The sequence below is a fragment of the Bartonella sp. AA126HLJHH genome (assembly GCF_042197425.1).
Lineage (GTDB): Bacteria > Pseudomonadota > Alphaproteobacteria > Rhizobiales > Rhizobiaceae > Bartonella.
Genome location: NZ_JBHIRU010000019.1, coordinates 1 through 22,339 on the forward strand (window position 1 = coordinate 1; position 22,339 = coordinate 22,339).

The 22,339-nt window shown below is 39.4% G+C and carries 15 protein-coding genes, 1 tRNA gene and 1 pseudogene; 3 read left to right on the forward strand and 14 right to left on the reverse strand.

The window, feature by feature from the left end; genetic code table 11:
* The 9 genes and pseudogenes from ACFIQC_RS07950 to ACFIQC_RS07990 all read right to left on the reverse strand — a co-directional run.
* Positions 1 to 1,819 (reverse strand): phage tail tape measure protein (locus tag ACFIQC_RS07950; RefSeq protein ID WP_375706984.1); only part of this gene is annotated, 1,819 nt, incomplete at its 3' end.
* A 131-nt stretch (positions 1,820 to 1,950) separates the two neighbouring features.
* Positions 1,951 to 2,364, reverse strand: a complete 414-nt coding sequence (locus ACFIQC_RS07955; RefSeq protein ID WP_375613999.1) for a hypothetical protein — start codon at positions 2,362 to 2,364, stop codon at positions 1,951 to 1,953.
* A gap of 9 nt (positions 2,365 to 2,373) precedes the next feature.
* Positions 2,374 to 2,892, reverse strand: coding sequence for a phage major tail tube protein (locus tag ACFIQC_RS07960; RefSeq protein WP_375621887.1), 519 nt, complete (start codon positions 2,890 to 2,892; stop codon positions 2,374 to 2,376).
* A 3-nt stretch (positions 2,893 to 2,895) separates the two neighbouring features.
* Positions 2,896 to 4,095, reverse strand: coding sequence for a phage tail sheath family protein (locus tag ACFIQC_RS07965; protein WP_375706990.1), 1,200 nt, complete (start codon positions 4,093 to 4,095; stop codon positions 2,896 to 2,898).
* Positions 4,096 to 4,181: 86 nt separating this feature from the next.
* Positions 4,182 to 4,391, reverse strand: a complete 210-nt coding sequence (locus ACFIQC_RS07970; protein WP_375607418.1) for a 2-hydroxymuconate tautomerase family protein — start codon at positions 4,389 to 4,391, stop codon at positions 4,182 to 4,184.
* A gap of 14 nt (positions 4,392 to 4,405) precedes the next feature.
* Positions 4,406 to 5,677 (reverse strand): hypothetical protein, encoded by a 1,272-nt coding sequence (locus ACFIQC_RS07975; RefSeq protein ID WP_375706985.1) that lies wholly within the window; start codon positions 5,675 to 5,677, stop codon positions 4,406 to 4,408.
* A gap of 58 nt (positions 5,678 to 5,735) precedes the next feature.
* On the reverse strand, positions 5,736 to 7,604 hold the full coding sequence (locus tag ACFIQC_RS07980; protein ID WP_375706986.1) for an FAD/NAD(P)-binding protein: 1,869 nt from the start codon (positions 7,602 to 7,604) through the stop codon (positions 5,736 to 5,738).
* Between the two features lie 95 nt (positions 7,605 to 7,699).
* The gene (locus tag ACFIQC_RS07985; RefSeq protein WP_375682364.1) at positions 7,700 to 8,878 is read right to left on the reverse strand and encodes a YbfB/YjiJ family MFS transporter; all 1,179 of its coding nucleotides are present in this window, start codon (positions 8,876 to 8,878) and stop codon (positions 7,700 to 7,702) included.
* Between the two features lie 259 nt (positions 8,879 to 9,137).
* A pseudogene (locus ACFIQC_RS07990) lies at positions 9,138 to 9,386 on the reverse strand (baseplate assembly protein); the annotation flags it as partial.
* Positions 9,387 to 10,169: 783 nt separating this feature from the next.
* On the opposite strand from ACFIQC_RS07990, the gene ACFIQC_RS07995 reads away from it, so the two are divergent.
* Positions 10,170 to 10,643: a hypothetical protein gene (locus ACFIQC_RS07995; protein WP_375682013.1), complete on the forward strand. Its 474-nt coding sequence runs from the start codon at positions 10,170 to 10,172 to the stop codon at positions 10,641 to 10,643.
* Positions 10,640 to 11,860 carry an MFS transporter gene (locus tag ACFIQC_RS08000; RefSeq protein ID WP_375632603.1) on the forward strand — a complete coding sequence of 407 codons (1,221 nt, stop codon included), beginning with the start codon at positions 10,640 to 10,642 and terminating at the stop codon, positions 11,858 to 11,860. Before ACFIQC_RS07995 ends, ACFIQC_RS08000 begins: the two co-directional genes overlap by 4 nt.
* Positions 11,861 to 12,461: 601 nt before the next feature.
* Here ACFIQC_RS08000 and ACFIQC_RS08005 read toward each other — a convergent pair.
* Positions 12,462 to 12,552: transfer RNA gene (locus tag ACFIQC_RS08005), tRNA-Ser, on the reverse strand.
* Between the two features lie 317 nt (positions 12,553 to 12,869).
* On the opposite strand from ACFIQC_RS08005, the gene ACFIQC_RS08010 reads away from it, so the two are divergent.
* Positions 12,870 to 14,066 (forward strand): porin, encoded by a 1,197-nt coding sequence (locus ACFIQC_RS08010; RefSeq protein ID WP_375706987.1) that lies wholly within the window; start codon positions 12,870 to 12,872, stop codon positions 14,064 to 14,066.
* A gap of 1,238 nt (positions 14,067 to 15,304) precedes the next feature.
* Here ACFIQC_RS08010 and ACFIQC_RS08015 read toward each other — a convergent pair.
* The 4 genes from ACFIQC_RS08015 to ACFIQC_RS08030 form a co-directional block, all read right to left on the reverse strand.
* Positions 15,305 to 16,069 carry an N-acetylmuramoyl-L-alanine amidase gene (locus ACFIQC_RS08015; RefSeq protein WP_375612480.1) on the reverse strand — a complete coding sequence of 255 codons (765 nt, stop codon included), beginning with the start codon at positions 16,067 to 16,069 and terminating at the stop codon, positions 15,305 to 15,307.
* Between the two features lie 846 nt (positions 16,070 to 16,915).
* Positions 16,916 to 19,090, reverse strand: a complete 2,175-nt coding sequence (locus ACFIQC_RS08020) for an isocitrate/isopropylmalate family dehydrogenase (RefSeq protein ID WP_375706988.1) — start codon at positions 19,088 to 19,090, stop codon at positions 16,916 to 16,918.
* Positions 19,087 to 19,818: an alpha/beta fold hydrolase gene (locus ACFIQC_RS08025; RefSeq protein WP_375630347.1), complete on the reverse strand. Its 732-nt coding sequence runs from the start codon at positions 19,816 to 19,818 to the stop codon at positions 19,087 to 19,089. The genes ACFIQC_RS08020 and ACFIQC_RS08025 overlap by 4 nt, the downstream gene beginning before the upstream one ends.
* Before the next feature lie 260 nt (positions 19,819 to 20,078).
* Positions 20,079 to 21,275, reverse strand: a complete 1,197-nt coding sequence (locus tag ACFIQC_RS08030; RefSeq protein ID WP_375706989.1) for a multidrug effflux MFS transporter — start codon at positions 21,273 to 21,275, stop codon at positions 20,079 to 20,081.
* Positions 21,276 to 22,339 lie beyond the last annotated feature (1,064 nt).

Consider the following 22,339-nt stretch of genomic DNA (forward strand, 5'->3'; position numbering starts at 1 on the left):
GCCAAGTTTGAGAGAAATCAAAAGCAGCAGCAATGATATTTTTCCATTTGGTGATGGTGGTGGGTTCAGCACCAAAAAAGCGCATGACGGCTTCAAAGGCTTGCCCAAAAGCCCGAGATACCCCCCGTGCAAAGCCCTTCATAAAAGAAGAAAAACGATCCCAATATTTCCACAAAGCAAAACCAGCAGCCAGTATGACCGCCACAACAGCAGCAACCACAGCCCCTATTGGGGTAAAAATACCCCCCACAACAGAGGAAATACCCGCCCCAACCACTTCGATCACTGTCCCAACAGAGCCAAAAGAGGCAGCAAATGCACTTCCTGAGACAGCAATCCCCCGTAAAGCCCCGACCAACAAGGTCATGGGGCGTAAGAGTCGGAGTGAACTTGCCCCAAGACCCGCGGTTAGCAAGCCCAGCGAGCGCCCTGCGGCTGCTAAGCCCCGCCAGCTTGCAGCAACACCACGACTGAGTACTCTAAGCTTAATAAAAGAGCCCATCAATTGAAGAAGCCCAAGACGTGTGCCAGCCATGGTAAAGCGCAACACGCGCAGAGCAATATTAAAAGCCATCAGAGCGGCAATGGTTTTGATAATAGCGCTTGTTAAAGTTGGGTGCGCATTCGCCCACGCCATAAGCCCATTGGTAAAATTGCCAACACTTTCCATCAAACTGTTGAGGGGGGGCAGAAGCACTTCACCAATGGTGATGCCCAGAGCCACAATACGGTTTTGCAAGAGTTCAAATTGCCGCATGGCACCGGTTGCTTGTTTGTCTGCTTCTTGTTCTACAGAACCTTTAAAGACTTGTGGATCTTTCACATACTCTAAAGCTTGCCCTAACAATTCGGGATTGCCCACCAATTTGGCAAAATCACCAGTAAAATCGCGCCCAGCAATGGCAATCAGCGAGCGCATGCCCTGTTCGGATTTACCCAACACATTAAAAAAGCGTACCAAGGTGCCGGTGGCATCTTTGTCCAGATCTTGCATGAATTTTTCGCGAGAAAGCCCGATATTGGCAAAAGCATCTTCAATATGCTTGCCTCCTGCTTGAATGCGCGCACTCATGGCATTAAAACCACGCGCGGCACTCTCTGGAACAATCCCAGCAGAAATCATCGCCGTACCAAATGCCGCAGTTTCGCGCGCGGTGAGCTTAAACATGGTTGCCGCACCGGTGGCACGATTGGTAAAATCAGAAACTTCACTTGCCTTGGCCGCCATGTGGTTAGAGAGATGATTGATAGCATCGCCTAGATCTTCAATGCCTGCCTGATTAAGCTTAAAGACATTGCGCAACTTGGCAAAGCGCTCCCCAATCTGATCTCCCGTCATATCAAAAGCTACAGCTGCTTTAGCGGCATAAATGCTAAAAGCTTCTAGATCTTGTTCGCCAATCCCTGCTTGGCTGGCACTGGTCATCAATTCTAAGACTTCACGCGCCGCTAACGGAATCTTGGTGGAGGTTTCAAGCGCAAAACGGCGCAATTCCTTTAAGCGATCAAGGGGGGCATCGAGAACCTTTTCTAATCCCTTCATCGATTGATCAAATTGCATGGCTTTATAGAGGGGTGCAATTAAGGTTGCTGTTTGCGCAATGGCACCCACCATGCGCCCCCGCGCATGGTTAAAAGCATTTTCCGCATTCTTTGTCGCATCCTCAAGATGCTCAGGGTCAAACCACCCTTTAAAATGCTGCCTTGTCTTGTTTTGGAAATGCGCAACATCTGAACTAAAGGCTGCAAGATCACGCTTGGCAGAAGCTATCCCCTCTTGCAGATGATTGACAAAACGCACAACAAGGGAAACATCCATGACGATTCTTTATCCTAACTGATGACTTTCATATTCTTGTTGTTTCAGGCGTGCGAGTTCTTCTCGATAGGCAATCACATCCAGCCAATCCATCTGGTTAATCTCTGAAGGCGCCCAGTGATAATAAAGGGCTAGTTCTGCCCCAAATTGTCTGGCAGAGAGGATTGGCGTTGCGTAAAAAAAGCAAAAAAAGCCTTCAATATTGCGACAATATCCATCACATCAACTCGATCAATCAATTCAATAGATTCACGTGACATATCAGCCAAAAGTGCTGTGATGCCTTCTGTTGCCTCACTTGTGAACAAAACTTGAGAAAGCTTCGTGATAAGCACATCATTGCTCAAAGTTGTTTTTTGCTCTCCAAACTCAGGAAGCAGCAGCTCTGTCAATTGTGGTCCAATGAGCACCGCTAATTGCTTGGCATGCTTAAAAGTGGGGCGATAAAAGGTCAGTTTCTTGCAGAGAGATTCTTTGCCACCTTTATCTTGATAAGGAAGCGGAACCTGCAATTCCACGTCAATGCTGGTTTGTAAACTTGTCATGATCAATTCCTATAAATTGAGAATAGAGCGGCGGCGAGAACCGATCTCTTGCCCGTTGCGGACAAGCCAGCCGCCCCGTTTAAAAGAAAAGCGGTGCAAAACAGAACCATCCCAAAATTCCGTATAATCCCAAATATTTTTGATCTCGCAATCATAGCCTGTTGCTTTTCCAGCCGTTAAGCCTTCGCTATCGACTTTGACCAAGCGCCCTGTCACATCAATGGAATGTTCATGCTCACGCCCATCTTCTTCAGAGATCACATGTTTTTTGCCAGTGAATTTATGACGAAGACCAGGAGGACCACCAAAGATGCCGATAATTTCGGGGGTATGGCTGCGGATTTTCATTTGCAAGCCAAGGGCTTTGACACCAAGACCGCTCACATCAATTTGCATATCAGAGCCGCCCGGTTGATAGGTTTCTGTAATTTCTTCCAACGTGGGCAGTTTCAATGTTTCAAGATCAAGGTGAAGATTCACATCATCATCAACAATCAAGGTAAAACCGCGTACAATGCGTAAAGTCATGCTTTAACTCCTTGCTGCTTTGCGATAAGTTTCAAGCGTATCGCCAAATTGATAAGTCATTTTCTTTTGGATATCTTGCGCCAAACGGTCAAAATAAGCGCTATTGCGCCGGCTGCCGAAACTCAAATCTTCTAAAGGTGGCACTTCTTCTGCATCAAATTCCACCCGCAATTTTCCCAATTGTAAAGTGCTGTTGGAATTTAAATCGCGGTCAAACCAAACACGGCCACCCAAAAGCGCACCACGCGCAATCATATCATCAAGAAACTGTGTAAGGCTGCGGGTAATGGCAATGACATGTTGACCAGTAAGGTTTTCATCATTGGCCCAAGGGCGGAAATTGTTAATGATCGTTTTTTCCAAGGCTGCACGGGTGCGCACCACATTGACAAAGCGCCAAAGTGGATCACTGGAGGTGGTATGATTTCCCCATAAAATGCGCCCATTGGAAGCTACTTCTCCCTGCCCATTTTGACTAAGTCGTGCTGGAATAAAGGTTGCAATATCGGCTTGGTTAAGGCGATTTGCCTCATGATCAATTTCGCCATCAAAATAGCTAATGGGGCGTGCTGTCCCTAAAATGCCATGCACATCTTGGTTAGAAGGAGACCAAAAAACACCGCCCCTTTGCTTGTCACGTTTGATAAACATGGCTGCTGCAAAAGGACTTGCGGGTTTAACACTAACACCCCCCTCACGATTTGCCACCCGTACAAAGGGGTCAATCAAATAACAAAAGCGTGAGGAAAAATCTGCACGATAGGCAAGGCTTTCTTCCGCATTTTTACCCCCCGTATCAAACACGGCAATGGCTTGCAACTTTTCTGCCACTTGTTCCAGTGCATCTGCCACGGGGTTTTTGCCATTGTCAATCCGCCCTGCACTATAAGCCGGTGCTAAGAGAATTCCAGGTTCTACCCCCAAATGCCCCCGCGCATGCGCTAAGGCATGCACACCGGTCAAGTGAGTATTGGATCCCACCATTTCGGTTTGTGTCTCAGCAATGGTTGACTTTTCTTCCACCCGCACAAGAATAATTTGTGCCTCAATCCCCTGCGCGCACACGGCTTTAATCACATCAAGAGCCGTGCCTCTTGCCCCAAGCTTTTGGATTTTCTCTGTCTCATGGGTGAAGACCAACACGGGCTCGTCGAGGGGAAAAACTTGGTTGTCAGCATCAGGGGCTGTAACAACCGCCCCAATGGCGGTCTAATCAAATGTTGCTAAAGGACGGGATTTTTTACATTGATTAACCCTATTGACCTTAAATTATTGTCAAATACACAGAGTTATTCTTTATTTTGAGCTTTTCTTAATTCTGTAATGGGGACACCACCAATACCCCAATTGTCTGTCTCCACTTCATCAATCACGACAACAGTCGTTTTCGGATTTTTATTCAGAATATTAACTAATAATTGAGTTGCCCCTTCTATTAGTTGCCGTTTCTGTTCAGAGGTAACCCCTTCATTAGTAATTTTAATATTTATGTAAGGCATAAGATCTCCACAATTTACAAATATTGAATAAAAAAGCTCAAATAAATGAACGCAAAAAGATTAAATATTAATACATAATAACTATGCATTTTAAAGCTCGTATCCACCGGTGAAATATGCAGGCTACTGGAAGCAAAAATAGCATTTATTGATACAGGAGAAAGGAGTTGAGCTGCAATAAAGAAGCAAATCCAAACCAAATAATCCGTAACCCCATAAGCCATCGATGACCCTAGTAAGGGAAATGCCAAACTAAATAGCACCATAGGGTGAATTCCTACTACACTGAAAATTGGCAATACAAAGAGAATACAGGCATAACGCTGCCAAACAGAGAGTGATGCCAATGAGTGACTAAACGTCACCGGCAACAAAGGAATAAGCAAATCACAAGTAGATATTAGCAGACTACAACCTAGCAACAACATAATTTCACTGGATATACTGCGTATCACTGCCACCAAAGGAGTCAAAAAATCAATACTGCGTGAACTCCCACGCTCAATGAGGTATAGAATGCTCGCCGTCAATGCAATGCTTTCTAGTGCATTCAACCTAATAACTGTCAACGCAACGATAAATATTAGCCAGAAAAATATCAAAAAAATCCAAATTCTTACTCTCTCTCCTTCTTTATTCGCTCTTCTCTCATCGCAAATAATCGGGTTAGCTAGCGGTACAACAGGAGAAAGGCACAACAACAACAGACTGAATAGAAAAAGTGGTATCCCCAAAGCAGCGGATGTGAATATTGGTGTTCTAGGCATAGCAGCGAAAACTGTTGCTGCACCGATGCTGGTCGGCATTAGTACCATCGTGATGCTCATCATTCGCATCACAATAGCGGCCAAATGGCGAGAGGGAAAAACACTTTTTTTCAAGGCATCAATCATTAGGGGGATAACCCCCAAACTCATCGGCCAAGCTAAAAACGCAGTCAGTATCGCGATGGACAGGGTAAGCGAACCCTTTCCATAGCGCATCAACCGTTCAGAGAGAAATTCTGAAATACGCCATGTATTCATCACATGGCGCAACAATCCCATTGCGAGTAATAGCCAAAAGACATCAGTAAAACGCACAAGCACAGTATGAACATCAGGCAAGTGCCAACGCCATATCAGCACTAAAGCACAAGCCAACAGGATGAACACACCACTGCGTGCATTCCCCTTCAACCACCAGTATGGTATCGTCAAAAGCAAATAACCGAAAACAGTCACTCCAGCCAATGGAATAAGAAACCAAGTTCTTATTGAGATAGACATAAGAAAAATGAATAGCATCAGCATCGCCATTATAACGGATACGGAGGACATGCGTATCAGGAAGCTTTTTACATCATCAATGTACATTAATTGTTGAATCTTTGACTGAGTAGCGATTAAGAAGCTGCTCGTACATGTCAGTGACACAGCGCCCTGCATCCCGCAGTGCACGAGAATTAACTAAAGGCCTAGGCAAAATATATGTATAAAAATTGGGCCCCTCTACTGGATTACCGACCACCCATAATGTATTTTGTATTTGCCCTTTAGTGTCTATAGGATGCTGCCGACGGTCAATATCAATACCACCAGGATGATATCCTTGGTTGATAAATGGTCGAATGATGCCCTGACCAGCCAAATTCTGGATAAAAGGGGACTCATCACGCAACGGAGAAAAACTATCAATCTTGGCCTTGATCAGCACATCTCCATCAACTGAACTGTTTTCATCTTGGAAAACAGACTGAATTTCGAAACGGCTGGTACTAGCATTGAGAACAAGTTTAGGTGAAGGTCCACCAGCCAAAGTCACGATACCAGCCTCCATCAGAGCCTTCAACTCTTGGTTTCGCTGCATTGGTGGACCGACAGAAATACGGTTGAAGTTTGGATTAAAATATTCAATAAAGTACTTGTGAGATGAAGACGTTAACCCGCAAAAATCAATTGCTGAACGTAAGATATCACGGACATCTCGTAGCACATCTGTAGCAGCTTTCACTGGGCCATCAACATTACCTTCAGCGGAAGAATGAAGATCGTCCTTCAAATGCTCCATGAAGAATCTTGTATAATCATTCAGAGAGGCGAATATTTTATTTCGATGAGGATACAGCAACGCTTGAATACACTGCTCGTCTTTGGAAGTAACAACATAGGTTTCAGGGTCTAGCCAGTGCCCCAGCTGCGTACTTCGATAGACATAACACATTTCTTTAAGCAACAGAGGTAAAAGCTGCGTTTCGAAATCCAGCTTCGGAGAACCGTTAGCAATGCTGGATTGCTTACGCAGATGATGTATTGCATCGAGAGTAAGGAATGATGGTATGTATTGCCCACTACCACCCTTTTGATTAATCCCGCGACTACTAAAAGGCAATGTTTGACGGGAGAATAAAGCTATCTTCGGTTCTGTGCCGCTTGGCATGTAGCGCAATTGTCCAGCATTTTCAGTAAAAGTCCCACCGCGACCGTAAGTCAATTGCGACAAGACATCATAGCTAGTTAATCCAATTCCCTGCAGCAGCACACGAGACTGAGATTGTATAGAGTCCAACTTTTCAATTGGATAAGGATTCGAATAATAGTTCAAAAGCGCATTTTTCATTTGGTGAGCAGCGACAAACTGTTGCAGGCTTTCATCATGCGATGAATATATATTCTTACCATGACCCGTGGTCATATAAACAAAATCTACACTATAACGACAGCCATCTTCCAAAAGAACATCCGTTTTATTATCTTGGTGGATATGGAGATTAATAACCTTTTGTCGGATCTCCTTAATACGAATACCGGAAGGTAAATCTTGCGTGAGCTCTTGGTAAGCCCAAGACAGGTATTCCCCTAACAAACGACGTGATAAATAATCATTTTCTTTGATTTCTCTCCCAACATCATGCTCTGTACGAGAAAAAACACCCTTAATATTACGATAACCTTGTTGAATAGCCCATTGATAGAAATTCGGTCCCTTCCGAATAGGCCCGACACCCTTAACTGTATCATCACCAAATAAAGTAATCTGGCAAGCGACAGTGTTAACCAATAAATGATCCGGTTGATGCACACTATGGGTACCGGTTCCCATCTCATTGGGATCAATCAATAAAATATCAATGTTCCCAGAAAATGGATAATGGGAATAAAGTGTGAGCAAGCGTTCGAGAATACTGATCCCACGAGGACCAACGCCCAAAATAGCGACTGTAGAGTGAAGCATTCTGTAATCTCCCCTATTAGAATAATTTGACTTTCACAAAATGTTTCAAAAAGAATGGAATAAATTCTCTCGACTTTTTAGTGAAGATTGCGGGTTTATGAAACGCCAACGACCTTTTTACAAAGACAATATTGACAGATTCCAGCAGCAGCAAAAAGCGCTACAGCACCACAGATAACGGAAAGCGCAATGGCATGTGAACCAAACTGTAAAAAACTCGTCAAGAGAGGTCCTAATATTTGGCCAAAACCGTAAGTTAAGGTAGCCAAGCCTAGCAGATTTATGCCATACGGCGCATATAAACGCTTAGCTAACGGCATAACTAAAGAAGTCGTCCCCATAAAAGTAAATCCAAACCCTATACAACTGAGAACGATCAGTACAAGAGACTGGCTGAATAATGTCAGTAATACGCATCCTCCTTGGATAAGCAAATTGAGCATCAAACAACGTAATACCCCCCACCGATGGGCTCCCCATAACCAAATGAAACAACTAGGAACAATGGCTATTCCGACAAACGACCATAAGTGGTTAGCGAGTAGTGGGAAATTAAATGTTTTCGCCATCAGAGGAAGATATGTCGCGACAATAATATAACCAAACCCAGCGAGCCCATAAATCAGAGCGAGTTCCCACCAAACGATATTTTCGTGTGCCAATGACTCGTTAATAGCAAATTGAGATGCATCAACACGACGTGGAAATAAAATAAATAACACGAGCAACAATATAACAGATATTAAACCAGCTCCAAACCAAATACTTTGCGCGTTCAGTGATTTACTCAAACCAATAATAACATACTCATTACCCAGTAGAATACCAACTCCCACACCCGCATAGAGCGAAGCAATAACCCACACCTTGTGACTATGCTGCATAACCGTCATAGAACCAAAAATCATCATTGCCGCACTCGCGATACCGGCAGCAAAGCGGATAAAGAAGACCAAGTAAAAGTTTGGTGTCAACGCCATGGCAAAAATAAGTGCACTCGTCACTATAGCTGCACCAAATAGCATGTAGGGAGCACGGGATATATTCCCAACTCTGCAAAACGAAAAAAACATACTCCCAATTAAATAACCGCCATAATTAGCGCTAGCTATATAAGAAAGTTGCTTAAAGGTAAACAATCCTTCATCCAACATAACTGGAAATACCGGCGTATAGAAAAATCGCCCGATCCCCATCCCCAAAATCATAATAATCATACCGAATACAGCGACTTTGAAATAACTCAAATCTTGACGATTATTTTTCCCCCCCATTACTCTAATCCCTTAACTAATAATTCGCTCATCCGCATTCTATCTCATCGAGAGTAACACTTATCTCAGAGAATAAAAGCCAATCTAGCCATTTGTTTGAAAAACCAGAGGAACATATTGAGCGATTATTGTCAACATTACTGGATCAGTTATATGCATTTCTTCGTTTTACACTCTGCTCCATGTATGATCTTCTCCCTACAAAGCTTCTTTTTCAGAAAATAATGGCTGAAATTAAGCAGCAATAACAACGAGGAAATCAATAAGCACGCCCCCGTTCAGACAAGACAATATCCCCTAGTGCGACGGCTTCATCCGGTGCGACCAAAATATCCTCACAAGGTTGCGTTATGTTCACATGGTGAACGCCCTCAACCATCAAGCGGCTTAGTATCCAACTTAAAGACAAATCACGCCCAAGCCTCCATGCACGCGCCCATTCTGCTCTTAAATTCTGCTCCGCTCTTTCCAAAACAAAGGAGCCTTCATCCGGTAACAACCAAAAATCAATAGTATTGAAGGATATAAAGGCTACTTTTAATATAGCTTTGTTTTTTATCAGCAACAGTAAAAAGTTTGTTTTTTTTTATAAAAATTGAAATTTATTCATTTTTTATCGTATATTTTATGTTATCTTCTTTAAATTAATTAAAAGATCATAGAATATTAAACTGATAGGATGCATTTTTCTCAAGCGGCATTTTTAGAGAAATGTTGATTTAATCAGTGAAGACAAGCAATGAGCAAAGTTATAATTTGAAAAGACAGTATATAATGTTTTATGATCAATGATCTAAATTAGAGACATGAATTGGGGGAGTTTGATCTTTCTTACAGCACAGTAGCTCAAAAAAACAGTAGATGAAGTTTAAAATTCACCATCATCCATCATAAGATGAAAGCTTTCATCCCAAGTTTGATTTTTTTAAACTATTTTCTTGTTCTTTCTGTAATATCTAAAGAATATCTTCAAGCAATCATAAGCACTCTTTTAGGTTATCATTTCATGATCAAAGTAATGGTTATCGAGCTTCCATTCAAGATACTGTTTTGCAAAAGGAAATCGTCATTTCAGGATACGGAGGGATTTATGTATTTAGTCACAATGTATCATGCACCCTTCCTCTTATATCAGAAATTTAATTCTTAATCGTAATGACGTGATTAAAAAGCACCTTGCGAGACAATCTTTTTAATAAATAAAGTAAAGATGAATTCTGAAAAAAACTTTTTTAGACGTAAAGTGATACGGAGAAACAGTCAGAAAGAAAGGGGGGGATTACAAATGTTGATGACTATAAAAAAAGATATCAAAAAATTACCAAAAACCGATTTATGGATCATTTGTGCTATTTCAGCTGATCAGCAAAGAGAATGGATCAGTAAATGGTGTATAAAAAATAAACACACTTCTATAAGTCCTAATTATGTCAATGATCTTGCCGTCCTAGGGTCATTTTACAGATCTAGACAAAATGATTACTACGGAAGCAACAGCCCCACAAGCAACTCCCCTCCAAAGATGACAATCTCATTTATGAGGCTTATGTTGCTCCTCATAATCACTTTAAAGTTGCATCATTTGCTCTCATTAATACGCTTTGAAATCTCATATAGACTAAGGGACCTTTTAAATTTTGGGATGGTTATGGAAGCCTTCTTTCCACTAATCCCTGAATGGGGATATGAAACCGCTACCTTTTCACAGAAAAATATTCTTTTCAATGAAAATTCTTATTGTACAATCTATGGAACAACACAATGAACAGAGCACGCACCCTTGCTCTCACCTATGGCTCCTATAATGCTGTCCGCATGCTGATCGGCGTTTACCATGCGATTTTTTTAATGTCCATGGGAGTGAGTCTGGCGCAATTAGCTCTGCTTCAGGTTGTCTTTTCCACCACCATTCTGCTGCTTGATTTTCCCTGCGCTGTTTTATCTGACAGATATCGGCGTAAATATTCCGTTATGGCTGGGGTCTTTATGACAGGAGTATTTTATCTTCTATGCCTTCAAGCTCCCAATATGACAGCACTTATTATTGCGCAAATTCTCTATGCAGCAGGCATTTGCATCATTGTCAGCGCCATTGACGGATGGATTTACCATTCTCTAGGCGATAAACAGGATCACTTTTCGCATTATGCTCATCTCTACCACCAGGTTAACTCTTTCGGAAGTATTCTCAGTGGGATTGTAGGAATTGGAACGATCTATTACTCTGGACGATATTTTATGGGATATATCATCTCATGCCTCATGATGGGATTTATTTTTTTGATCTTCCTTATTGTTCCTGAAGAAAAGAAAACGACAATTGAAACGTCCAAAACAAAAACAATCTTGCACAATGCCAAGGAAACGCTCTGGATATTTCAAAATACAGTAGGAGGAGCATGGTTTATTTTCCTCATGTGCCTTTTTAGCGCTGGTATTCAGATTATTTATCATTTCTGGCAACCAATAATACTTTTAGGGGGAAAAATTCATCACCTCAACGGTTCGCAAATGCTCGTCTTGATGTGCTGCCATATTGGAGCCTTTTCAGCACAATATTTTTCAAATTTGCTGATGTCTAAGTATCATGTTCTTGATAAAAAATATAAGAATTCTATAAAATATTTTTCCTTCTTTTCTGCGCTGATGTGCATAGCGCTCTATTTTTCAGTTCATAGCCATCAAACGGCTGCATCAGTCATCGCCTTCTCTTTAATCCATGGATTTATTTGCACTGTACCGATCGGTGCAAAAAGCTTATTTTTCTCAGAACTTAACCAAAAACAAACGCAGCATATTTCCGGTGTTGTTGGTGCTGTCTCTTTTAGCGGAAGAATATTTTCAATTACAGTATTGAGTATTATTTCTTTTCTTCCTGCAAAAGTTTCTCCATCTTACTACCTAATATTACCGACCATTACTTTTTTCATGTGTGGTTTGGTTGTCATGAGATGGATGAAACACTCTCAAAAGTCTCTATGAGAGGAAAACCATAACATTTCACCCACAATGTTTTCTTCTAAAAGAAATCTATAACTTTTTTGAGAGCATTGCCACATCCAACTTTCAATACACAATGCAAATATAAAGCAACACGTTGATTTATAATGATAATATACCAAACGCAAATATTGTAAGATTCTTTCTTTTCAAATCTGCTTTATGGTTGAAACAATCAAAATCATTTGCTTGCACATCATAAGCAAAGAAAGCCGTATAAATAAAAACGATTTAGAAAGGAAAAATGCCTTTTATGAACTCTCATAGTCAAAATCTATAACAACAGGAAGGCAGATATATAAGCAGATATATAATATGCCTCTTTGCATCTTCATAAGTATACAAATGATGTGGCTTTATAAGGCTTTATATGTCTCACAGAAACTTTTGTGTTTTATACCATTTACGAGGCAGCGTCGCAAAATGGGCTTATACACATTGCAAAGATATCTCTTTAAAACAAGCGCATAAATCGGCAATACAAGTATATTTGTGTTTAGAACATGCTTTTTATATGAGAGGCATAATCCCAACGGGATAAACAGAATTCCGATACACAGTCAACTGCTTTTATAACAATAGATGGCGGAGAGGAAGAGATTCGAACTCTCGAGAGCCTTTTGAGCCCTACTCCCTTAGCAGGGGAGCGCCTTCGACCACTCGGCCACCTCTCCAACAGAGAGGCATAAATGGTATCAACAGAAAGTTCAAGACATTTTCGATTTTTTTCCCAAATATCTGAAATTTTTTTTCCTTTATTGATCCCATAAGGAGCAAAAGTTAATAAAACAAAAATTGTGTCTTTTTTACCACAGCATCTCGAATAGTACATGTATATATTACAAAAAGGTAATTTCATATTTGAAACTCTAAAAAGATTAGTTATAGCTAAGATAACAAGTGCTGCGTATTTTACTTATGTCTTTGTCCTTAATGCGTTAGGCAAATGGTACTCTTTAGAAGAAATTTAACCGGACCTCGGAGATCCCATATGAATATTAAATCCCTCTTTTTAAGCTCTACAGCAGCTTTTTTAGCAATTTCTGGAGCACATGCTGCTTCAACAGTTATCGCCGAACCCGAACCTGTAGAATATATTCGCGTTTGTGATGCCTATGGAAAAGGATATTTTTATATCCCTGGAACAGAAACCTGCATGCGTTTATCAGGAAATGTTCGTACTGATTTTATAGGCGGTGATAATATCGATGCAACAACCGAAACTGAACTAAGAGACAAAAGAAAAACCTATGGCGCAGCATCACGGCTCACCCTTGTTTTTCAAGCAGCTTCTGAAACAGAAATGGGAACACTTCGTTCATATGCAAGAATTTATTCAAACTGGGGTGATGGTAGAGACAACGCTGCTGCAAAGCTTGCCGCGGCTTACATTGAACTGGGTGGTTTTCGCGTAGGTCTTGATGACACAATTTTCAACAGCTGGACTGGTGGTTATGGAAATGTTCTCAATGATGACAGCATAGCGCCTGCCGGCACAACACGCACTAATTTTATTTCCTACACCTTTAGTGGTGACTCCGGCTTTTCTGCTATTATCGGCGCTGAATTAGGCAATAATGCAGATTCTCTTCCAGGAATAACAGGATACTACATTGATAAAGATGATAAGCTTGTTTCTATCACTGAGGGCACTCTTCCAAGTAAAGCCATTAAAAATTACACCCCGAATGTGGTTTTGGGTATAAAGTTCATGCAAAAATGGGGTGGTTTTTCAGCAGTTGCAGCATATGATACTTACTACAAAAAGTGGGCTGGAAAAGTACGTGCAGATTTCAATGTCAACGATCGTTTCAATCTATGGGTAATGGCTGGCTATAAAAATGGCCTTGATTACTACACAGTAAATGCAAATGATGAGTTATCACGAAAAAGCACAACAATTTATGCAAACTGGGGTGGTAAATGGGCTGCTTGGGCGGGTGCCACTTACAAGCTTACTCCAAAAGCAAATTTGAATGCTCAAGTTTCTTATAGTGCTGTAAAAACCTTTGCAACTTCTGTAAATATTACATACACGCTGGTTCCAGGATTTGTGATTACACCTGAATTAACCTATGTTAATTGGAATGATGATCGCGTTGTGACGGATAAAAATAATAATGAAAAACATTTATTCAACAAGAAAAATGCTTTTCAAGGTATGATCCGTTTACAGCGTTCATTCTAATCCTATTTAAGCTACAGCTTTTAAAAACTGGCAACATGGTTTGCCAGTTTTTATTTTTGAAATCAAATATCATGAATATCTTTTCCTGATACGTATTGTCTTGTCTCTCGAAAAAAAACCGCCTTAGTTTCATAAAACTACTCTTAGAAGATTAACCTGATATGCTTGATAAGAGCACCTCACACGGGCGTTTACACATTACTTCAAACACAATCTCTTCCTTGCCCTTTAAAGCATGAATAACCCCTTTGCTTTATGACCAAATTGGTCTTTCTTGGTAATTTACTTCTAACCTTTGTTAATTTAGGTCATGATCTTCTCAAATAAATTCTACACTGAACAGATAAACTATTGAAAAAACAAGACATCATTGTGTTTTTGATATGCCTGAATGTGTCTTCTATCAACACTCTAAAACGCAACGTTTTATAACACGGCTTCATTAAAAAACTTAATCATCAAGAAACATGCTGTCAAAACGATGCAAATATTCCCTAAAGCAATAAAAGAGAAAAGCGATATATCTTCAAAAAATGAATTGACCTCTTCCCCTTCTAAAGAATAGAGCCTCCTATCAGGAGCAATCTGTAAATACCCCTATTTTTCCTGAACCTACATCACATTGATTTATAATCATAATTTTTTATTTTTCATGTTTCAATCAACCAAAACCTGTCACTTGTACACGACAAGCGGAGAGAGCCGTGTGAATAAAAACGAGTAAAGAAAATCCTTTTATGAATCGTTTTAAATTCCAAGGGTTGTCGTAACATTGAGATCTGACAAAATGTACGATAATGCTAGGCACTTTTATTAAGCATAAAAATGAGGATACACTTCATAGAGGATTTTAGATTATATTCTCTATGAACGTCGCTGTAAAATATATGTTGTGATACACACTAAAAGACATTTCTTTAAAACAAGCATGGAAATATACAATACAAATCCATTTTATTTGAAGCGTTTTACCCTGCGTAAGGAACATGCCATGATATACGCAACATCTTGACTTTACGCGTTTTTAAAGGAAGAAAAGAAACAGTAAAATTTAATCTCTGCAAATCATAGAGCTTTCAGAGTTATGTTTCCATAAAACACCTTATACCGTACATGGGATTTTTTACACGATTAATGCCCTTTTTACATAAAGCCAATTGGCAAAAAGCAGCCTTTCCTGATAATAAAAAGGCTTACACGTAATCATAAGCCATATTTTCAATTAAAACGCATTGAATTCACGGAAAATACTTATCAACCAATGCATAAAGAATTGCTGCTGTTTCAACATCTAGAATCCCATCATAATTTTCTTGACGAAAATGAAGTTGAAATGCTCGGATCAAATCTTTGTATCCTGTTTGGGTACACGCAGCAGAAATGTCATATCCATAACATTTTAGCTTCGCCAAAACATCTTCTTTGGGTGGCAAATTCTTAGAGAATTGCTCTTGATAATGACTTTTTAGTTCATCATCATACCATGCTCCTATACCTGCGCTATAAAGTTCTCTCCATGGAAAAGCTGCTCCTGGATCACTTTTTCTTCCAATGGCAATATCACTATGTCCCACAACATCTGTTGGCATAATATCAGGATACCGTTGAAAAATATTCAAGGCAAGTTCCTTAACAGCATCAATTTGTATTGGATTATAAGGAGGAAACATACCCGTCCCATCATGATAAGTCGCTAAATTAACGATTTCAATCCCGATAGATGCATCATTGAGATGACTATGCCCAGCCCATGAACTCACACCCGCATGCCATGCACGCTCATTTTCATCAACCAGATTAAAAATACGCATATCCTTAAAGCCTGCCTCACGATATGTCTGCTCTGAAGGATCAGGAACAAGATAGTGTGCACTAACCTTTTCTCCTGTAAGCGCCATAATCGAGGCTTTAAAATCAATAGCCGTATAATGCATAACGAGAAAATGAACGCGACGACTAAAACTTTTGACAGAACGATAACTGTTGTAATCAATCTGATACATAAAAGCCCTTTCTTTTTTGCTTAAAAAACCACTGCGCATCACAACAGATAGAATACGAACTGTTAAAAAATGCAATAAACTTCCCATCTAGATACTAAGAATTACGACTAAAATTTGTTCATCAAAAATATTGACACTCTTATCAACAATTAAGACCACATTTTTATTTTTCTCCCACACACGCATAAAATGTTTTTAACCACATTAAATATTTTCCCCAAAAAAATTCCTACAAATTACCAATCAAAAAGAAAACAAAAGCGTAAAATGATCACTCCTTAAATCTTCACGTCTTACAGAAAAAATAGTTCTTCCTGTTATCAAATTGAAAAATCTCACCCCTCGGAAGTGAACACCCAACGATCATGCAATCACACAAAAACTTAAAGGAAAAATTTTATGAGCTCTTTACAGCAATTTATTATCAGATAACAGAACGGCACATGTTCGCAATAAACTCTTCACGGACATATTGTTCAATAAAATTTGCAAAGCTTTCCTGTAAATGACACGACTTCTTGTCTTTTCACACCATCACTTTTTGATTTACAAAGAATCTTAATTATCTACAACGCTTGCGGTACATGACGTCTCTGGATTCCTTGTCATCAGCTCCATGAAAGATAACATCTTGATTTATAATCATAATTAATCATTATAAATATTGAATATAGCGAGCCTAATATCGTAAAGTTTTTCTTAATCTTGAATCAATCAAAGTCATTTAATGACACATCAAAAGAAAAATTACCCTATAGACAAAAACCACTGAAGAAAAGGATCAAAATACTTCCTATAATAGAACGTTTAATAATTTAAGCAATATTGTTACATCCCCATAGAGTTTCATTTTTTCTTCTCCGTTTTCAAATATCTTTTTAAGACAGCCCAAGCTGCATATTCTTGTAAGACGACACCTAAAAGTGGTCGCGTATAGGGAAAAGTAATATAATCCTCACCATAACCTTTCATCCGTATAGTTATGGTAGCATGTCCAAGGCTTTCTGCTTGATTTTCTAATGTCTCCAAAGAAGGCTCTAGGCTCACTTCAACCTCAAGCAGTGGAATATCTTGTTTACCTTTTTCTATGGGCTGAAAATATTTTAAAAGCAGCGGATCATTGGCAGACCAATGAACCTCTGCATGCATCGCTAATTGTTTACAAGCAGTAGTAACTTCTGCCCCAACTAAATAGGGGTGAAAATGATTTTCAAATGCTTCCACGAAATATTGTTCCAAGAGCGCTTCTGATTGAGCAACCAGTTGCACCAAAACATAGGGGCTTTTCCATAAAAAATGCCGTTCAAAGGGTTCATTTTCAAGATGATCATCAACCCACTGCGCAATAGTACTTTCATCAATTCCAATCAAAGTCCATGCATACTCCGCACGCGATACAGAAAAATATTTCTTCTCGTTGTGTTCTAAATAATTCTCTAAAAGCGCAAGAGCCTGTGATGGTGGACCAGGCAAAACAACAAGTGTACTTCCATCGCAAGAGAGATAAAACCCTGGTGCTGTGCCTGTAGGATTATCAAGCACAGTTGCTGTCTCAGGAAACAATGCTTGACGTGCATTACTCTTATCCGCCGTAATCCCTAATCGTTGTAATTGACCTTTTATTGTTTGCCAAACATCTTCATGATGTACCAAAGGCTGCTTTACAGCTTGAGCAACTCCATCGCGTGTTTTATCATCTGATGTTGGTCCCAATCCCCCACTGATAATGATAAGATCTTCTTGTCCAAGACAAGAAACAACAGTCTCACTGATTTGCTGTAATTGATCAGCACAAACAAAATGACGTGTGACTTGAATATTTCTCTTGTTCAAGCTTTGGCTTAAATCTTGTAAATTCGTATTCAAATATTGTCCTGAAAGGAGTTCATCACCAATGGTAATAATGGCAGCACGATGAACAAAGACAGAATTCATAAGAGAATTGCGAACAGCTTCAGCCATTTGACGGGTAGAGGCTATACCTCCAAGATCATAGGTAACGGTTTTTCCAGCACGAATAACCTGATCAACACTCTCAGACAGTTGTTTTGCTGCATCTTTAAAGCCTAAGTGCTCTAAGAGTAAAGCCGTGGTATAAAGCATCGCAGAAGGATTTGCTTTATTTTGTCCAGCAATACGTGGTACGCTTCCATGAACAGGTTCAAAATAAGCAATCTCGCTCCCCACATTCGCATGAGATGCAAGCCCCAATCCCCCCATTATCCCAGAGCCAAGATCAGAAAGAATATTGCCAAACATATTTTCAGCAACAATCACACCAAACCGCTCTGGCTTGGTTGCAATCCACAAAGCAACCGCATCAACATTATGAATATCTGCTTCAATTTCCGGATAGTTTTGCGCAATTTTCTCAAAAATTTCCTGAGCAAATTGTCCACTTTCTCGCATAACATTGGGCTTATCAGCAAAAGTAACTCGCCTAAAGCTATATTTCCTTGCATAAGAAAAAGCGTATTCAAATAACCGCTCTAAACCAAAGCGTGTCTGCAAACGGACTGTCCACGCAGCTTCCTCAAGCCCATATTTTGTCAAATTTGGATGTTTTAGCCAAACGGCTGTTTCAGGAGAAATACCCCGAAAATCTAATCCAGCATAAAGGCCTTCACTATTTTCTCTGATAACACAAAAATGAAAAGGTTTTCTCGGACCAAAGATGTATCTTACAGGACGTATATTCGCAAACAAACCTAACTTTTGGCGAAGTTGAAGTGCGGGAGAAACATAGGCAAGGTTTTTCTCTTTTAAATGCGGAGCAAGTTCTTTTAAAGCCGCTTCTTTTCCTTTACGGGTCACAGCACCAAGTAAAATAGCATCACTCTGAGTAATTTTTTGCCAAGTCGCTTGAGGGATAGGATCTCCTTCCCGTTTCCAACATTCAACACCAATATCACCATAAGTTAATTCAATCGGCAATTGGAATTGCTCTAAAACCATCAGCGCAGCATCACAAACCTCTGGTCCTATCCCATCACCAGGTAATACAAGAACTTTCTTTTTCATAATCCCTCCAGCCACTCATCAATAACTGCATCCGTCATAGTAGGATTATCCTCCCACAAACGCGTACCAGCACCAGAGATAATCTTATATTCATGGTTCAGATTATGACTTTTCGTCTGATTATTTACCGTTGCAAGTTGCGACTTTTCTCCCACTAAAGCTAAAAACTTCCCCTTATACTTAACTATCTCATCTCTAGCATCTATTTCTAATAAGAGTTTAAAGCCTCTTGTCATGCGTTCAATTGCCAAGCTTTTTTGTTTATCGGGAATCTCCAATAAAACTCTTTTTTTCATAACGCCAGAAGGATGCATAAAACCATTGAGTATTTCCAAAGCCCCCGATAAATCATTATTTTCTAAGGAGGCAAGAATATCTCCAAGGCGCCGTTGCAAAACCTTATCTGGATAGCCAGGCGCATTCACAGCAAGCACAGCTTGAACATTGGGAAGCTGGGCTGCCAATATTTGTACCAATGTTCCAGCCATAGAAAATCCCACAAGAACTGCGGGCTCTTTAAAATAGCTTTTAAGTTTTTCTGCCATAAAAGATAAAATGTCTACAGCAGAATAATTGAGAACATGAGAACTCTTAGGAAAAAGAGAAAGCGTATCCAGCAGAGTGACAGGGAATCCTTTTGTTGAACATAGCTTTGTCAATGGAGAACAAAAAACACCACCATCCCAAATTGGCATTACAGGAGAAAGAATAATAATAGGAAGGCTCATTGATCAATTCCTCCCCTTATTTTTAAACATGCATTAGAGCCAGAAATTTTCCCACCCAATATAATGAAAATATGTTGAAACTCTAGGCTCATATTCTCCCCCATAATAATCGATTTGTTAAACTCAAACTAAGCTTGTAACAAATTTTAAATCCACTCAATCCAGCAACTTAATAAAAAAAAATCATCTAATGTACAGGTGCCCCATTTGTGTAAAACATCAAAAGCATTTCCGCATAATGCTTTCTTTTTATCATTTACTCAGCTTATTTCTGAAGTCATAAAATGACGCGCTTTTTGAATATAAATGATAAAACCAATGAGGCAACACCCTGCTAACAAAGTTGCCATAGCCCGTGGGCTATGACCAGAGATTTTTCCGATAACCGCTGCACTGAGTGCCGCACTTCCTAATTGCAAAGATCCCATAACACCAGAAGCCGCTCCCGCAGCTTTCGGATGCGATGAAATAGCCAACGCTGTTCCTAACGGCAATAAAAAACCATTGCCAAAAGTAAGAACAGCAATAGCCATAAAACTTGTCACAAGGGGCCATGGGCTTAGATACATTTGCAAAGCAAACAGCACACCACCTATCACGAAAATAATGTACCCTCTCCCCACAGTTTTTTCCATAGACTCGCGTTCAAAAAACCATCGCGCCAAAAGATTTCCCAAAATATAGGGAAACGAGACACCAATATAGCTATAACTAATGTGTATCGGCGATAACCCCAAAGTCGTGAGTAAAAAAGGCGACTCCACAATATAAGCAAAATAGGCAGCGTAAGAAAAACACGGAATAAGTGCATAAAAAATAAATTGTTTGTTTCTGAAAACGCCTAAATATGCCTTCATCAATCCTACAGGAGAAAAATGCTGCCGTTTTTGAGGGGGTAGAGTTTCGCTTAGCACAAAACAACATAGCAAAATGGTCAAAAATATAAAAAAGCTTAAAAAGATAAAAGTTGCCTGCCAATGAAAAGCCTGTATCAAAAGTCCACCAATGAAAGGTGCAAGTGCTGGCGACATTCCAATAAAAGGGAAAACAATCAAATAAAGTTTTCCAGCCGCTTTTTTATCCAACAAATCATTGATAATTGCACGACTTAAGACAAGTCCCGCACAAGCACCAAGACCTTGCAAAAAACGTAACACAAGAAAAGCGTGAATATGAACCGTATAAATCACACCAAGTGTCGTAAATAACCACAAGAATAAGCCCAATAGAAGTGTTTTTTTACGCCCAAAATTATCACTCAGCGGCCCATAAATGAGCTGTCCAAGTGCCAATGCCAACAAAAAAACCGCCACTGCACTTTGAATTTGAGATTGTGTCACTTGATAATATTGACGCATATCGCCCAGTGCTGGTAAAAAAATATCGGTAGAAATCAATCCTCCCGTCGATAAACATACGATAAGTATAATAAATAGCAAGTTATATTTATGAGTCATAAAGAAAATCACACTTTTTAGGTAGTTATTAAATAGTATTATAATTAAATATAATTATATTTTATGCTTATATATGCAAATAATAATTATTAAAAGTGTTATTATTTTACTTTATAAAAATATTATTTTTCTTATAGAAAGCATTTTATTTTACAAACTTCACGAGCTAAAAAGTTATTCCCTAACTAAGCTCTCCTGTACAAATACTTTGCCGTAATCTTCCGCTGCTTTTTTCATTGATATTATAAGTAAAAGCATAATCTCTCTCTCCACGGCAACAGTCCCACTTTCTATACAATATCCATCAAAGTTGATCGACAAAACGCAAAGCAGAAAAACAATCTCTAACGTCTCTACCCCAAAATCACTATGGTATAAACACGGCGCATAACACAACAATAGCTTGAAGCCCCTATCAACACAAATAATTGTGTAAAAAATCTTGATCTATCCCCTATACCATAAAATATAATGCTTTCTCTGCAAACCAACTCACAACCAAATATATCTTACTCATTTCATAAAACTCTTCATCTAAGATAAATATCAAAAAATTATCGTGTAACATATTAACAAATATGATGTCATAACAATTCAATAAGCTTTTTATTTAACTTAATCCATGATCTTTTATAACACTATGAATTGAACATTACTGATATTTATTTTTATCTTCAAATGCGCCTTCTAATCTCATTTTATAAATATTCTTCCCATAAAAACAGTAACACTTTTATAAAAATAAGCAGATATACCCCCTACTTTATAAGCTAGAAACCAATAAACGATAGTATCCAGTTTTTTTAAATTATTCTCTCTCATGAGAAATTCGATGATAATATGATAATAGTATACGGATAGCCCGCTTTTTTTTCAGACATAAGTGAGGTCTTTTGGATTGTATAGCCACATTTTACTTCTCATAACAAACATTTGTTTAAAGTATTTTCCTATTCCTTTTTAGCTGCTCTATATCCCTTTTGGAATATAATTAGCAAAAAGGCATTGTATCTCCAGCATATTCAAGGAGATAAAACATGGAAACTCGCATTCCTGAAAACACA

Excerpts from the sequence above, each read along its gene's own strand:
- ACFIQC_RS07955 (WP_375613999.1), bottom strand. The coding sequence starts at position 2,364 with ATGACAAGTTTACAAACCAGCATTGACGTGGAATTGCAGGTTCCGCTT.
- ACFIQC_RS07960 (WP_375621887.1), bottom strand. The coding sequence starts at position 2,892 with ATGACTTTACGCATTGTACGCGGTTTTACCTTGATTGTTGATGATGAT.
- ACFIQC_RS07970 (WP_375607418.1), bottom strand. The coding sequence starts at position 4,391 with ATGCCTTACATAAATATTAAAATTACTAATGAAGGGGTTACCTCTGAA.
- ACFIQC_RS07975 (WP_375706985.1), bottom strand. The coding sequence starts at position 5,677 with ATGCTATTCATTTTTCTTATGTCTATCTCAATAAGAACTTGGTTTCTT.
- ACFIQC_RS07980 (WP_375706986.1), bottom strand. The coding sequence starts at position 7,604 with ATGCTTCACTCTACAGTCGCTATTTTGGGCGTTGGTCCTCGTGGGATC.
- ACFIQC_RS07985 (WP_375682364.1), bottom strand. The coding sequence starts at position 8,878 with ATGGGGGGGAAAAATAATCGTCAAGATTTGAGTTATTTCAAAGTCGCT.
- ACFIQC_RS07995 (WP_375682013.1), top strand. The coding sequence starts at position 10,170 with ATGACTATAAAAAAAGATATCAAAAAATTACCAAAAACCGATTTATGG.
- ACFIQC_RS08000 (WP_375632603.1), top strand. The coding sequence starts at position 10,640 with ATGAACAGAGCACGCACCCTTGCTCTCACCTATGGCTCCTATAATGCT.
- ACFIQC_RS08010 (WP_375706987.1), top strand. The coding sequence starts at position 12,870 with ATGAATATTAAATCCCTCTTTTTAAGCTCTACAGCAGCTTTTTTAGCA.
- ACFIQC_RS08015 (WP_375612480.1), bottom strand. The coding sequence starts at position 16,069 with ATGTATCAGATTGATTACAACAGTTATCGTTCTGTCAAAAGTTTTAGT.
- ACFIQC_RS08020 (WP_375706988.1), bottom strand. The coding sequence starts at position 19,090 with ATGAAAAAGAAAGTTCTTGTATTACCTGGTGATGGGATAGGACCAGAG.
- ACFIQC_RS08025 (WP_375630347.1), bottom strand. The coding sequence starts at position 19,818 with ATGAGCCTTCCTATTATTATTCTTTCTCCTGTAATGCCAATTTGGGAT.
- ACFIQC_RS08030 (WP_375706989.1), bottom strand. The coding sequence starts at position 21,275 with ATGACTCATAAATATAACTTGCTATTTATTATACTTATCGTATGTTTA.